The 14,546-nt window shown below is 48.3% G+C and carries 10 protein-coding genes; 3 read left to right on the forward strand and 7 right to left on the reverse strand.

The window, feature by feature from the left end; all coding sequences use genetic code 11:
- Positions 1-116 precede the first annotated feature (116 nt).
- The 5 genes from ACE04G_RS28685 to ACE04G_RS28705 form a co-directional block, all read right to left on the reverse strand.
- Entirely contained in the window at positions 117-3,197 is a 3,081-nt protein-coding gene (locus ACE04G_RS28685; protein ID WP_445252495.1) for a X2-like carbohydrate binding domain-containing protein, read from the reverse strand.
- A gap of 404 nt (positions 3,198-3,601) precedes the next feature.
- Positions 3,602-4,483, reverse strand: coding sequence for an SMP-30/gluconolactonase/LRE family protein (locus ACE04G_RS28690; protein WP_405132020.1), 882 nt, complete (start codon positions 4,481-4,483; stop codon positions 3,602-3,604).
- Positions 4,484-4,495: 12 nt separating this feature from the next.
- Positions 4,496-5,161, reverse strand: a complete 666-nt coding sequence (locus ACE04G_RS28695) for an SGNH/GDSL hydrolase family protein (protein ID WP_047842445.1) — start codon at positions 5,159-5,161, stop codon at positions 4,496-4,498.
- An 84-nt stretch (positions 5,162-5,245) separates the two neighbouring features.
- A complete protein-coding gene (locus ACE04G_RS28700) occupies positions 5,246-6,034 on the reverse strand; it encodes an alpha/beta hydrolase (protein ID WP_449003862.1) in 789 nt (262 codons plus the stop codon).
- Between the two features lie 143 nt (positions 6,035-6,177).
- Positions 6,178-7,011 (reverse strand): AraC family transcriptional regulator, encoded by an 834-nt coding sequence (locus ACE04G_RS28705; RefSeq protein WP_339183994.1) that lies wholly within the window; start codon positions 7,009-7,011, stop codon positions 6,178-6,180.
- 129 nt (positions 7,012-7,140) lie between these two features.
- Between ACE04G_RS28705 and ACE04G_RS28710 the strand changes: the two genes are divergently transcribed.
- The 3 genes from ACE04G_RS28710 (at position 7,141) to ACE04G_RS28720 (ending at position 11,286) form a co-directional block, all read left to right on the forward strand.
- Complete coding sequence (locus tag ACE04G_RS28710; RefSeq protein WP_339183992.1) at positions 7,141-9,168, forward strand: beta-galactosidase; 2,028 nt, start codon at positions 7,141-7,143, stop codon at positions 9,166-9,168.
- A gap of 439 nt (positions 9,169-9,607) precedes the next feature.
- Positions 9,608-10,564 carry a helix-turn-helix transcriptional regulator gene (locus tag ACE04G_RS28715; RefSeq protein WP_339183989.1) on the forward strand — a complete coding sequence of 319 codons (957 nt, stop codon included), beginning with the start codon at positions 9,608-9,610 and terminating at the stop codon, positions 10,562-10,564.
- A gap of 35 nt (positions 10,565-10,599) precedes the next feature.
- Complete coding sequence (locus ACE04G_RS28720; protein WP_339183987.1) at positions 10,600-11,286, forward strand: AlkZ-related protein; 687 nt, start codon at positions 10,600-10,602, stop codon at positions 11,284-11,286.
- 101 nt (positions 11,287-11,387) lie between these two features.
- Here ACE04G_RS28720 and ACE04G_RS28725 read toward each other — a convergent pair whose 3' ends face one another.
- Positions 11,388-12,902: a UxaA family hydrolase gene (locus tag ACE04G_RS28725; protein WP_449003863.1), complete on the reverse strand. Its 1,515-nt coding sequence runs from the start codon at positions 12,900-12,902 to the stop codon at positions 11,388-11,390.
- Entirely contained in the window at positions 12,899-14,416 is a 1,518-nt protein-coding gene (locus ACE04G_RS28730) for a tagaturonate reductase (protein ID WP_449003864.1), read from the reverse strand. Before ACE04G_RS28730 ends, ACE04G_RS28725 begins: the two co-directional genes overlap by 4 nt.
- Between the last annotated feature and the right edge of the window lie 130 nt (positions 14,417-14,546).

The raw sequence follows: 14,546 nt of genomic DNA on the forward strand, positions 1-14,546 counted from the left end.
GTAACTATCTATAGTTTACACTATATTTCGACAAAATAAGAAGCCCCGACTCGCCATTTGATCATCTGGCGAATCAGGACCCCTATTTCAATCCTTTATTTCGTTAAATCACTCACTTATGGTTCAATTCCCCATTGGAGACTTCCCGCGATATAACCGGTGACTTTGGACCAGTCCGTATAGGAAGTCTGACTACCTGCAAAAGAATAATCATCTGTTTGGGTATAGTTGGTCCAATTGTTCTTGGAGATGCGCGTATGGATTTCCGTACTTTGTCCTGCATTCAGTGTTCCAGCCGAAGCTGTGAATCCGATCTCAAGCACGTGATCAGCACCCGTCCGTACTGGATTGAGTGCACTGAACGTGCCTGTTACATTCACACTGCCAGCCGTCGCCCAGTCAGCGAAGAAGTTCTGAGGCTGTTCACCGTTTATCGTGTAATAGTATCTGATTTTCACATCAGACAGATTCAAGGCTGTAGTACTCGTATTTGTCAGTTTGAATTTGGGACTAATCGAGCTGCCCGTTGCTGAAGTGTTGCTGTTAAACATCTCAATGCGTATGGTTCCAACAGGTGCAGCTGTCGTGTCTTTAATGAGCAGATTCAAGGTCGCAGGAGCGCCTGCGCTGAATTGAAAGGTTAGCGTCGCTGCGCCATTTGGCAGTGAAGCTAGGTAGTTTTTACTTAATACGACCTCATTGCCTGTCAACGTGTAATCTGTACCTGAAACCAGCGTTGCATTCCCGTTGCGAATGGATGCAAGTGTATTGCCGTTAAGTGTTAACGTGACTGGAATATTAACCTGATTGTCTGCTTTGCGATCAAATTCGGCTGTAACCGGTGTAATCACAGAGTTGGTCACTGGTGTACCCCCGCCGTCTCCTCCGCCATTGTTACCTCCAACACGGTCAGCATACAAAATTCCGCGGCCATTTGTTCCAAGATATACTCTTCCATACAAACGCGGATCACCCGTAATTGTAGTTACACGAGCATACTGGTGCTGATCATCATTGATACGAACCCAATTGGCACCACCGTCATCGGAGCGGAAGAATCCACGTGTTCCATCGATCTGTGCAACCGTGTATAACGCAACAACGTTCTGCCCAGGGGCGGCTTTACCAAATCCGATACTGTCTGCTTCCTCTACATTGGCAAGCTTTGTGAATGTTGCTCCTGAATCCGTGGAATGCCATAATCCGTAAGGACCTTCTTCCTCACTGCCACCTGCAAACCAGAGTTCGCCCTCAACACCTGGAACGGCATCCAGATCGGCATTTCCTTCCATCGGGAGTCCGGTCGCAGGTGATGCCGTGAAGGTAGCACCACCATTCACACTTACATAGATTTTACCCGCTGCAAATCCATAGAATTTGTTTGGATTGACACGATCCGAAATCACTTTCGCCTGTGCAGGTATCCCCGTACTTGCCGTCCATGAATTGCCGCCAGTCGAATAATGTACGCCTTTATCTGACGTGCTCCATACGAGTCGGTTACCATTCGCAGAGATCGCTACGGTTCCCCCTCCGGTTGTGCCAGCAGGTTCTGCATTGGCCTTATACCACGTAGTACCTCCGTCACTGGACAAACCAATGGATTTTGCATTTGGATCAGCAGCATAATCTGCTTTACCTACGCGAACCATCGTATTGGGACTTAACTCTGCAAAATCCAGACTTTCTGTGGAAGAATAGTTTGGGCTCGTAAATATGGTGTCTGGTGCCTGATCCAGATTGTTATGACGGAATCCGGAGACATCCCCCACTCCGCTTATCAAATGTGCACCACTTGGCGGGCTGATCAGATCCAGTACGGCAATCTCCTCAACCCCCTTCGCCATCACTGAAATATTGATTTTTTCGTCATCATCCCAGTCTGTCAGGTTCTTCGTTCCATAGATCGTAGCACCTGTTCCATACATCATGCGATCCGAATCAAACGGATCAATCTCCAGATCACCGATCATCCAGCCCAATTTTGGGCTTGTTTCGGGTGGGGCAGGATTGGTGCCAAATGTGAGCCATGGCGCTGCCGAAATATCCTGTGTATAACGTAACTTCCGGTTCGGATATCCTTCAAATTCCCATATGCGTGTCCACGTCGCTCCGCCATCTGTACTGCGGAACAAAGTGGCATCCGGCCACCAGGAATTCAATGTCGCAACCATCAATGTACCGGGATTCTGTGCATCAACAGCCAATCCGCCATATCCAAAATAATTATCCGTGCTGCTGCTTGGAACAGGGCTGATGTTGGTCCAGACACCTGTCGATGTGGCTAGTTTCCACACGTCACCTTTTTCCCCATCATACGGTCCAACACCATCGCTGTACGTAATATAGAGGCTTCCGTCTGAATCAAACACGCCATGATGCGGAATATAACCTGTAGGTTGACCAGCAACAGCTGACCAGGTCAGGCCGCCATTTGTGCTGCGATATACGCTTTGATCTTTATCCGCAACGCCTACATAGATCGTCTGGGTTGCCTGCCCTGCCGAACCGCTTGTTTTGTCAAATGTAATCCATGCCAGACCTACGATGTCACTTGTGTATTCATTCGAAGGGTCTTGTACATAATTTCCCGGATTCGGGAAGCTTGTGACTTCGTTCCAGGTCACACCGTAATCGGTACTTTTCCATAACCCATTACCACTTCGTGCACCGAAATACAGGATACTGTTATCATTCGGGTCCACGGTCAGTCGTTCTCCCATCGAACGTCCCGGCATGTTGCCGCCCACTTTGAACGGAAGTGTTGTGGTCTGCCATGTATCTCCCCGGTCCGTAGAGCGCAAGATGGAGCCATTATTTTGGTCCCACGAATTTGTATACGTTCCAACTGCCATATACACCCGATCGGGATCAACCGGGTCCGTAGCCAGTGCGTCCACACCATTCTTGTTCCAGTCATCCCAGCCGACAAAATCCGTTAAGGGTATCCACCTCTCGTCAGCCGCATTCCAGCGATAGGCTCCCCCGATATCCGTACGGGCATAGATCAGATCCTTTTCCGACTCGTTGAAAATAATGCCCGGTACAAACCCGCCTCCTGCACCCGTCACCACATTTTTCCACTCATAGGCTTCACTTGGTGCCGCCGCTGTTGTTCCAGCAAGTCCTCCCAGCGAGGCGGTTACTACAGCAACCGTCAGGCTCATCATTCGCAATTTCCCCATAAACGTTCTCATATCAACTTATCCTCCTCTTCTACTTCGTTACTGCATTTCGGTCTATCCCCGCTGTCTCATCGTGCTGATGATGGCGTGCCAGACGAATCAATGCATCCCTTGATACAAGAAGCCTCACCCCCTTCCAGTCATATTGTTAAGCGCTTACATAATTGTTCTTGATTCGCGGTTATCTGGATAATACTTTCAATAAATAACATTCGCTGGCAATCTCCAAACCCCTCTGTCGAAATTCCGATTTTTGTAAAATATTTTCAGTGTTTAAAATCGTTTATACATCAAAAAAAGATGCTGTTAGAACAGCACCTTTTGACATTTTATATAAGAGTGAAAAAATGGAATCGTTTCTTTCCTGGCAAACCAGGCAGAGGTTCACTAAGGTTCACTACATAATTGGCACCTGTTTATTGCTGGCTACCATAAGCGTGAGTCTCCTGCCCTTTAACGCCCGGTCTGATGACAAAAAGTGAGCCCGCATCCGGTGTCTCTTTCAAACGTTCTTCCTTAATCCCTATACGTGCTGTTGTAATGTATAACTCTTCGAGATCCGGTCCACCAAAACAGCAGGATGTTACCTGATCTGCCGGCACCTCGATCTGTTGCAACAATTCTGATGTATGCGGGTTCCAACGAGTGACTCTTCCTCCGCCCCAGTGCGCAACCCACAGCATGCCCTCACCATCAACCGTCATCCCATCCGGAAAACCGAATTCCTCCGGTATTTGAATGATACTTGTCCGATTTTGTATCGTACCTGCCGTCAGATCAAAACCAAACCGGTCAATAGAACGTGTCGGGGTATCAATGTAATACATGGTCTGCCGATCCGGACTCCAGCCCAAACCGTTGGATGTAGACACACCTTGTACCATTGTGCGAACGGGTTGCCCTTGCTCCAAACAATACAATGATCCGGCTTTGCTCTCATTATTCATGCTCATTGTGCCTGCCCAGAAGCGGCCCTTCGCATCACATTTTCCATCATTAAAACGATTCGTATCCTTATCTTGTTCAGGGTCCTCAATGGCATGCAGCTCACCCGTAAGCAAGTGATACGTATGGAATCCACTGCGTAAAGCAACCACAACTTCGTCACCACGATAGGGAACAACAGCCCCGACATGTTCACCGACATCATAAGACTGATCCTGCCCTGTAACCGGATCATACACATGCACCTTGAAGCTTTCAATATCTACCCATAACAATCGATTGTTCTCCGCATCCCAGCTTGGACCTTCCCCCAGTAATGCCTGGGTTTGTACTGCTACAGTTACGTCGCTCATGCCCTCACGTCCTTATTCAGATTTGACGCCGCCTGACCATTCGAATCCGATGGCATCCAAGAATGCTTTGGACAGAACCATATGGCCCGTTGCATCCGGATGTACCCGGTCATAAGTCAGCACAGACGTATAGAAATGATCCCAAAATGGAGCAAATGCAGCCTGTGTATCCACATACACTGCATCATACTCACTCGCTACCCTGCGAACTGCTTCTCCGTAGATATCCATCGTTGCCCGCATCGGATCTTCCGGGTTGGCTTCAAGATAATAAGGCGTCATTAGTACCAGACCTTTCAGGTTGGGACGAACCGAAGCCACCAGTTCACGCAATGTGGATTCGTATTCTTCAAGAAACACATGTGAGTCTGTTGATAATGGGTTGTCGAACTGACGCCATACATCATTAATGCCGATCATGATCGTCAGCCAGTCCGGTTTAAGGTCCAGCACATCACGATCCCAGCGCTGTTTCAGATCACGAATCGTATTTCCACCATTACCCACATTCTGGACACGCAACATCAATTCCGGATAGATGGACCGCAAGAGGGCATAGACTTGCGCTACGTAACCATGGCCCAGACCTGAACTGCCTTCGCCTACAGGATGTTCCCGACCACAATCTGTAATCGAATCCCCGATAAACAGAAGCTTGTCATTTTTCTGCAATTTCATCGTTATTTTCTCCTTCGCTCTAAGGCGTTAATATACGGATTACTCGATTGGTTAGGACCGTTCACTTGCTATCAGCCAATAAAATTACCAGCCCTGATTCTTGAGCCATGTGAGACACAGATCCGACCATACCCGAATCGCGTGGTTATCCTCAGCCAATCCCAGACCATGTGAACCTTTCTCAAAAACGTGCAAGTCATAGGGAATGCCATGCTCGCCCAATGCAAGTGCATAACGCAAGCTATTCTCCACAGGTACTGCCTGGTCATCGCTGGTATGCCAGATGAATGCTTCTGGAGCATCCGCTCTCACCTGTTGTTCCGCACTGAAAGCCTTGATCTGCTCGGCTGACGCATCAGGCCCAAGCAAATTCTCACGGGACCCAGCATGTCCATAGGACTCCATCGTAATGACCGGATAACAGAGAATAACTCGATCCGGGCGTGAACTTTGGCGTTCAATAAGGTCCTCATGATCCGGTTGTCCCTCGTCATACAGCGTTCCCAGTGTTGCTGTGAGATGTCCGCCTGCGGAGAAACCAAGCACTGCAATCTTGGCAGGGTTGATGCCATACTGCTCAGCATGAGCACGAACATAACGTATGGCACGCTGACCATCTGTTATAGGTGCAGGATGCTGGTGAGGCGCCACCCGATATTTCAGGACAAATGCACTTATACCTGCACGGTTCAACAATTCGGCTATTGGAGCACCCTCATGATCAGCCAAAAATCCATAGCCGCCACCTGGACATACAATGACAGTGCTCTCGGAACCGGGCTGAATAAATGGAATCAAATGTGGCATTTCGTCTTCATGGCCCTGGGCTGCATAAGGTGCAGCATGATCCCATAAGGGTATAGTTGTTGTCATCTTCAATCATCCTCTCCAAGTAGAACGGATACATGGGTCCGTTTAAACGTTTTCGAATCTCAGGAATCGATACCATCATAACGGTAATGACCCTAACGCATCAATACCTTCCTGGCATCACTTTTTGTTTATTTGGGTACATGTTAGTACAAATTACGGAACTGTTCAGGAGTCACCCCCTCAATCCTGCGAAAGGTTGCTACAAAATGGCTTGCATCGCGAAACCCTACCCTAACTGCAGTTTCCCTAATCGTGGGTCTATAGTCTGCGGTCATGATTTCCTTGGCTTTGCGAATGCGCAGCAAAATAAAATAACTGTAGGCTGTCATGCCAAAGGACTGCTTGAACAAGGTGTTCAGATGTCTGGATGAGATCCCTGTGAGGTCAGCCATATGTTCGAGCCCAATCTCGGGATTCGCATAATGCTGTTCCATGAATGCAATGAGCGGAGCAAGTCTCTCCACAGAATGTGAGATGGAAGAACGATTGCCCGTCATGCCATGTTTTTTGAGCAAAATCAGAAATCGGTATATATCCGCTGACGCCTCGAGTCCCGACAAATCCTGATCACTTCTGATCGAATCCAGCACTTCCTGGCCGTAATCATTGAACGGACTGCTCTGCTCCCACTGATAGAACGCCGCTTCACCCAGACTAAGTGACTCCAAGATTGCCGGACACTGGGAACCACCAAATGTTATGTAAAGTGTCTCCCACTCTCCTTGGGCGCGCACATACTCATGCGGTTCATTCGGCGGCAGCAAAATACCGGATGCTTCCCCCAGTACGACCGTGGACCCGGCAAACTTGAATTCTCCGGCTCCCTTTACTGTCTGAAGCCAATGGTAACAGGGATACCCCACAGGTCTGGACACCTTCTCCTGATTGCCGTTATAACCCAGGCTCTCAATATAAAGGGGCAGCGGCTGATCACGTGATGTCATGAAATATCGTTGATGTCGGGGGGAGATAAACACGGGTATGCCTCCTTGGTTATAAGCTGAAATACGCTTCCGTATTCTTATATCAGTCATTACTTTTATTATATTTTAAAAGTCATATGTATCATATAATATAGGATTATTCTTATACAAGAGGTGAACACATTGATTAGTAACAAACTGCCCAAAATGTTCTACGGGGGCGATTACAACCCGGAACAGTGGGATCACGAAACCCACCTTGAAGACCTGCGCATGTTCCAATTGGCAGGTATTGATATTGCCACAATCAACGTATTTTCATGGGCACTAATTCAGCCTGATGAAGTTACTTACCGTTTTGAAGAACTCGACCAACTGATTAATCGTTTATATGAAAATGGTGTCTATATATGCCTTGCAACAAGCACGGCTGCACATCCGGCTTGGATGGCAAAGAAATATCCAGACGTGCTTCGTGTAGATGCCGATGGACGCAAACGCAAATTTGGGGGGCGCCATAATTCCTGTCCCAACAGCCCGACCTATCGCAAATACGCTGAGAAGATTGCGGATAAACTGGCCGAACGATACAAGGATCACCCCGCGGTTCTCGTATGGCACATCTCCAACGAGTATGGCGGTGAGTGCTACTGTGACAACTGTGAGAAAGCGTTCCGCGTGTATCTGAAAGAACGCTATCAGACTCTGGAACAGGTCAACAAAGCATGGAACACGAATTTCTGGGGGCATACCTTCTACGATTGGGACGAGATTGTATTACCAAGCAACCTGAGCGAACATTGGGGTAACAATAATTCAACATTCCAGGGAATCTCGCTGGACTACTCCCGATTCAACTCCGACAGCATGCTGGATTGTTACCGCCTGGAATACGATGCGATCAAAAAACATATTCCGGACTCTGTCGTTACAACCAATCTGATGGGATTCTTCAAGCAACTGGACTATTTCAAATGGGCAAAATACATGGATATCGTCTCCTGGGACAGTTATCCTGGTCTCGCCACTCCTGTCAGCTTCACGGCAATGGCTCATGACCTCATGCGCGGACTGAAGGATGGCCAACCGTTCATGCTGATGGAACAAACACCAAGTCAGCAGAACTGGCAGCCATATAACTCACTGAAACGTCCAGGTGTCATGCGTCTGTGGAGTTATCAATCTGTTGCGCACGGGGCCGATACCATCATGTTCTTCCAGCTTCGCCGCTCCATCGGTGCCTGTGAGAAGTATCATGGTGCAGTTATTGAGCATGCTGGACATGAGAATACACGTGTATTCCGCGAAGTCGCTGAGCTGGGCAAGGAATTGCAGCTCCTTGGAGATACCACGCTGGATGCATCTGTTGAATCCAAAGTAGCGATTGTGTTCGACTGGGATAACTGGTGGGCCATCGAAAAATCAAGCGGACCTACGGTTGCCCTGAACTATGTGGATCAGATCCATAAATACTACGCAGCCTTCTTCCGCCGCAACATACAGGTAGATATCGTCAGTGTGGATACGGATATGAGCAAATACGACATTGTCCTCGCCCCTGTTCTTTACATGGTTAAACCAGGATTTGCCGCCAAACTGGAGAAGTATGTTGCAGCAGGTGGAACATTCCTGACGACCTTCTTCAGTGGCATTGTCAACGAGAACGATCTCGTGACCACAGGTGGATATCCGGGAGAACTCCGTAAACTGCTCGGAATCTGGGTGGAAGAGATTGATGCCCTGCTGCCGGAGCAAAAGAACCGCATTGTCCTCAGAGAAACCTACGGCGATCTTCAAGGAGAGTATGGCTGCGGCATGCTGTGTGACCTGCTGCACAGTGAAGGAGCCGAAGTCATCGCAGAATATGGAGACGACTTTTATAAAGGCATGCCTGTTGTGACACGTAACACCTTTGGTCAAGGTGAAGCCTGGTACGTTGCATCCGACCCGGATGAACGTTTCCTGGATGGTTTGCTGGGACAGCTTGCAGCAGCCAAGAACGTAGAGTCCTTGCTTGAGACTCCAGAAGGTGTTGAAGTAAGTGCACGAACCAAAGACGGCAAACCCTACCTGTTCGTCATGAACCATAACGCAACCACGCAATCCTATGATCTGGGAACAGCTAAGGCACATGATCTGCTCACCAATCGTGAGCTTTCGGGAAGTGTTGAGATTGAAGCCCGTGGGGTGCAATTACTCGAAATGAAATAAGCGATTTCGCTTAATTCGAATCATTTGGAATAATATAATGTGATAAAACACCCGTGATACAAAGTGTCACATATTCGTTCCTTTTATACTTGTTATTGTCTTCAGCGAGGATATTGGTATAGATTTCAGACCTTTATCGTCTTCTGTAAGCCAAAAGCTGCTACTTCCCGTATCCGTCTACACCGGATACGGGTTTTTGGCATGATCTGTGGTCTTTTTGATAGAAGGAAATATCAGTATGCAAAGCGAATTGGACGAGAAACACATTTTAACAAAGCCTGCCGGAACATACTTGTGAATCCTGATGCTGATCCATTATAAAATAATGAACAGTTGAGATATATTGGTGACACTCATGATGTCACTTATTCGTTGTTACAATAGAAATATAACTACGACATCACTTTCCGGCGGCGCAGATCGAAACGGAGTGGCTGACATGAACAGAACAAATCGGCTTGCTGCCATTGTAATGGCATTACAGCATGGTCACGAAACGGCACACTCATTAGGCGAGAAATTTGAGGTTTCCCGTCGCACAATTCTCCGGGATATTCAGTCCCTCTCCGAGATGAATGTGCCCATTATTGCCATTTCCGGTCCGGGAGGCGGTTTCAGACTTATGGAGGGTTACGTATTACCCCCACTACAGCTGGACCCGGTAGAAGCAGCGACGCTCCTATTCGCTCTTGAAGGTCTAAGTCGCTACGCCGACACACCCTTTCATGAGAAACGCTGGACCCTGATGAACAAAGTTAAGGCCATCATTCCGGATGATATTATGTCGCGAATTGATCCTATGCTCCAACAGCTGTATCATCATATTCCAGACCGCAATTACATTCTTCCTCATCTGGACGCACTGCTGGCATGCATACCCGAACACGAGTGGCTCAGTGTGCTGTATCGCTCCGTATCGCGTCAGCGATGGTTGCATATCTGTCCCTCACGGGTATATGCTTCCTCCGGCTTTTGGTACTGTGAAGCATATTCCCTCGAACATGGTGAACAGCGTCTGTTCCGGGTTGACCGAATTACCGATGTCAAAGCGATCGAACCACAGGATGCACAGGTGCTTCACGAACAGGCCGAGCAACAGCAGAGCAAGCCGATCCCTCCAGAACAGCAGCCAACCCTGGTTAAGGCACAACTGAGTTATCGGGGAATGATTGAAGCTGAACAGGACGAGCATATTGGTGAAAAGATGATTGAAATTGCCCCGGATCTCTGGGAATTATCATTCCTTTGTCCACCAGGGGAATGGGACTGGGCCGTACGATTCTTTTACCGATTGGGACGTGAAGCTGAAGTGATCGAACCCCTCCAACTTCGCAGTGAGATTCGTCAGCATGCCGAGGAAGTGAGCCGGAGATACCTTGCTTCAACCAAGTCGTAGCCTGGACTACACACAAAAAGGAGCCTACTGATATCATGACATATGAAGCCGTTATAACGTACGAAGAAGCAGTACAGCGTATCCAGTCTATAGGGCTGCTGCCTCTGGCACCACTATTTGCCGAATATCCTTCTCTGTCATCGCTAACCCCCAAAGAACATTGGCACAAAGATGATGAATTCGATCCCTGGTTATGGCGTTCACGCCTGGCTGAGGAGGGCATTGCTGCCTATGGAAAATTTGTCAAAAAGAAAGCGCTTCTTGTCTCATCGGAATACTTCCCTTGGGTACACCGACTGCTTGCCGACTCCAGAACCATCAAGGAACAGTATGAAGCGGGTCTACTCTCCCGTGAAGCGTTCAAACTCCATGCGTTAGTTGCAGAACAAGAAGGCATCGATGGACGTGCCTTGCGATCACAAGCCGGTTTCGGGGCAAAAGAGGACAAAAAAACATTTGACCGTGGACTTCTGGACCTTCAGGGCTGTGCAGCCATTGTGATCAGTGGCACCAAAGAAAAAGAAGGGCTCGCAGAAGGCAAAGTCGCCTGGAACAGCTCCGCATACGAGACTGCTGGTCACTGGATGGAACGTCACGGCATTAAGCCATTTGAAGGCAGCATAGAAGAGGCACGTGAACTATTGATTGTGCAACTACAACAACATGCTTCACCTGCCGCATTATCAAGCATCTCCAAAGCGCTTGGCATCCGTGGAATCTAAATAAAGCCAATCCCGGTTGTGGTGCAGATATCAACCGGGATTGGCTGTGGTTCATCCTATAATGCAAACCAGACGATTAACAGCCTCCGTCCACAATGGATTTAGAGAATCACGCCATCCTTGAATATGGCAATCTCCCGGAATCCATGCTGCTCACTGAGTGTGTGTGACCGTCCTGAAGCAATGTCAATCAGCTGGCTGAACAGCTGCACTTTCACCTCATCCATCGTCTGCCCCTCCAACAGCTGGCCTGCGTTGAAATCAATCCAGTGTTTTTTGCGATTCGCCAGATCGGATTGAGTCGCAATCTTGACGGTAGGTACCGGACCTCCGAAGGGAGTCCCCCGCCCTGTTGTGAAGAGCACAATATGTGCACCCGCCGCAGACAGTGCCGTTACAGATACCAGGTCATTACCCGGTGCTTCTACAATGTTCAGACCGGTTTGAGTTACACGTTTGCCATAACGTAAAACGTCGACTACGGAAGAACGTCCTCCCTTTTGCGTACATCCAAGTGACTTTTCCTCTAGCGTTGTGATGCCACCAGCCTTATTCCCAGGTGAAGGATTCTCATAGATGTTCTGCCCATGGTTCACAAAATATTGCTTGAAGCCGTTCACGAGGTCCACCAAATCATGAAATACCTGCTGATTGGCAGCCCGATTCATTAAGATCGTCTCCGCACCAAACATCTCCGGAACTTCCGTCAGAATAGCCGTACCCCCGGCAGCAACCAGCATATCAGCAACTGCACCGACCAGCGGATTGGCTGTAATGCCAGATAAACCATCGGAACCACCACACTTCAGTCCAATTTTGAGTTTGCTGAGCGGAAGCGGCTGCCGTTGTTCATGTTCAACGATCTCCACAAGTTCTTCCATCAGTCGAAGCCCTTCCTCAAGCTCGTCATCCGTTTCCTGTGCTTTGAGAAACCGTACTTTACCGCGGTATTCCGGAGCAATACACTCACGGAACTCGTCTACTTGGTTGTTCTCACAGCCCAGACCGATGACGAGCACGCCTCCTGCATTCGGATGCTCCACCAAGGAGGCCAGCAACTGTTGTGTATACTTCAGATCATCACCAAGCTGTGAACACCCGAATGGATGTGGAAAGTGAAATACACCATCTACCCGGCTTCCAAACTGGGACTGACCCATACGTGCCAAAGCTTCACACACTTTATTGATACATCCAACCGTATTCACAATCCATATCTCATTACGAATACCTGCGTCACCATTGGGGCGCAAATATCCATCAAATGAGAGCAGATGTTCCGGAGGCATGTCCGTCTGAACCGTGGCTCCAGGTTGATACTCATATTCAAGCAATCCGTGCAGACCCGTCTTCAGGTTGTGACTATGAATCCAGCTTCCCTGCTCAATCTGCTCTTGGGCAATCCCGATGGAGAAACCATACTTCATCACATCATCACCCGGTGCCAGGGTATGCACAGCAATCTTATGCCCTTTGGGCACGTCATCCAGCAAGGTAAAAGAAACACCGTCTGGCAATGTAATACATTCTCCTTTGGCATAATCCCGAAGCGCTATAATGACATCATCCTGTGGTTGAATGGCAATCCAGTCATTGATTGTACTTGTTGTGTTCATTTCCCTTCACCTTCCAACAATCCGATTTCACGAACAAGTGCTGCACGCAGCCCTTCTCTTGCATCCAGATTTTCGCCCCAGATCAGGGTATCTGACAACACAGCCGCTACCCGGTCATCCAATTGGTTCTGATCCCTGTTCAGCGTGTCATAACCGTCCCAGTGTGCAGCCAAAGCAGCCAGGACATCCGGGTCATCCCGCAGCAGAATGTGCTCTCCATTCAGTCGTTGTGCCTTGTAACCTTCTGGCGTATTTACCGGACGATAGAGACACAATAATCCAGCAAACCCTTGAATTAAACGTTCTGGCCAACTTCCCTGATTTTGCTCGTAAGACAAAAGTGTTGGCAGCACACGCACCTTGAATTTTCCGATCGTATTCAAAGCAATATCTTGCAATTTGTGATCAATATACGGGTTAAGGAACCGTTCGAACACTTCTTCTGCATACTGATCCAGCTGATGATCGGGCATATCCAGAGCAGGGACGATCTCCTGATGCACAGCTTCCCTGATCCATGTGCCAAAATGTGGATCTTCCATTGTTTCTCTCACATGCTGCTTGCCTTGCAGAATGCCGAGGGATGACATTAAGGTATGCGCCCCATTCAAAATACGAACCTTGCGTACCTGAAAAGGCTTCAGATCTTTCACCCAATGTACATTAAGACCTGCCTGCTTGAGAGGAAGTTTTTTGTCCAATGATTCATCACCCTGAATGGCCCAGAAATGATATGGTTCTGCCGTATTAATCAACTGGTCCTCATACCCCCAGCGATTCGTCAGGGAATCGGCTTCCTCCTGGGTCGGCGCACCTGTGACAATTCGGTCTACCAGATTGTTCAAGAAGTGATTATGGTTCTCGATCCATGAACGGAAGCCATCCGAATACCCATAATCCTCACTATGACGGAGGACACAACTGCGCAGCACATCACCATTGCCTTCAAGCAGCTCACATGGCAGATGAATCAAACCTCTGGATGGATCACCATCAAATTTCAAATATCGCTGATGCAGGAAAACCGTTAATTTCCCCGGAAATGATTGGAGCGGTTCACCCTCGATATAGTCCGCATACGTATATTTCAATCCTGATTCGGTTGTATTGGAAATAACGAACTCAAGTGAAGGCAGTTCCGCCAAGTTCAGAAAGGCATCCCATTCCTCATACGGATTGATACACTGTGAGAAAATAGAGATCAACTCTGTCCGCTCAACCGGCTTTCCTTGGGACAGACCACGCGTAATCATTGTATATAACCCATCCTGATCGCGAATCTGCTCCAGCTTGGCCTTGCCTCCCGGTCGTGGTTGGGTAACAGCTACACTTCCATGGAATTTGCCTTGTCTGGCACTCTCATGAAGCATCCAGTCTGCAAATCCCCGCAAGAAATTACCTTCTCCGATCTGCAAAACCTTCACGGGACGCTCCATAATCTCCTTGCACTTGCGCTGACCATCGCTCCCCAGTAAATTCAGCTTCAACCTTGGCCGTTTCGTGCTCGCCGACATGGACACTCACCTCATCGATTATTTGTACTGTCGGAATGCAGCTCGAAGGCTCTGCACCCTTTTATTGTAAACGCTTTAAATTCATTGTATCATCAATAAAAGGAAATTAAATTGCTTATATTGCGGTAAA

Source organism: Paenibacillus sp. AGC31 (assembly GCF_057334655.1).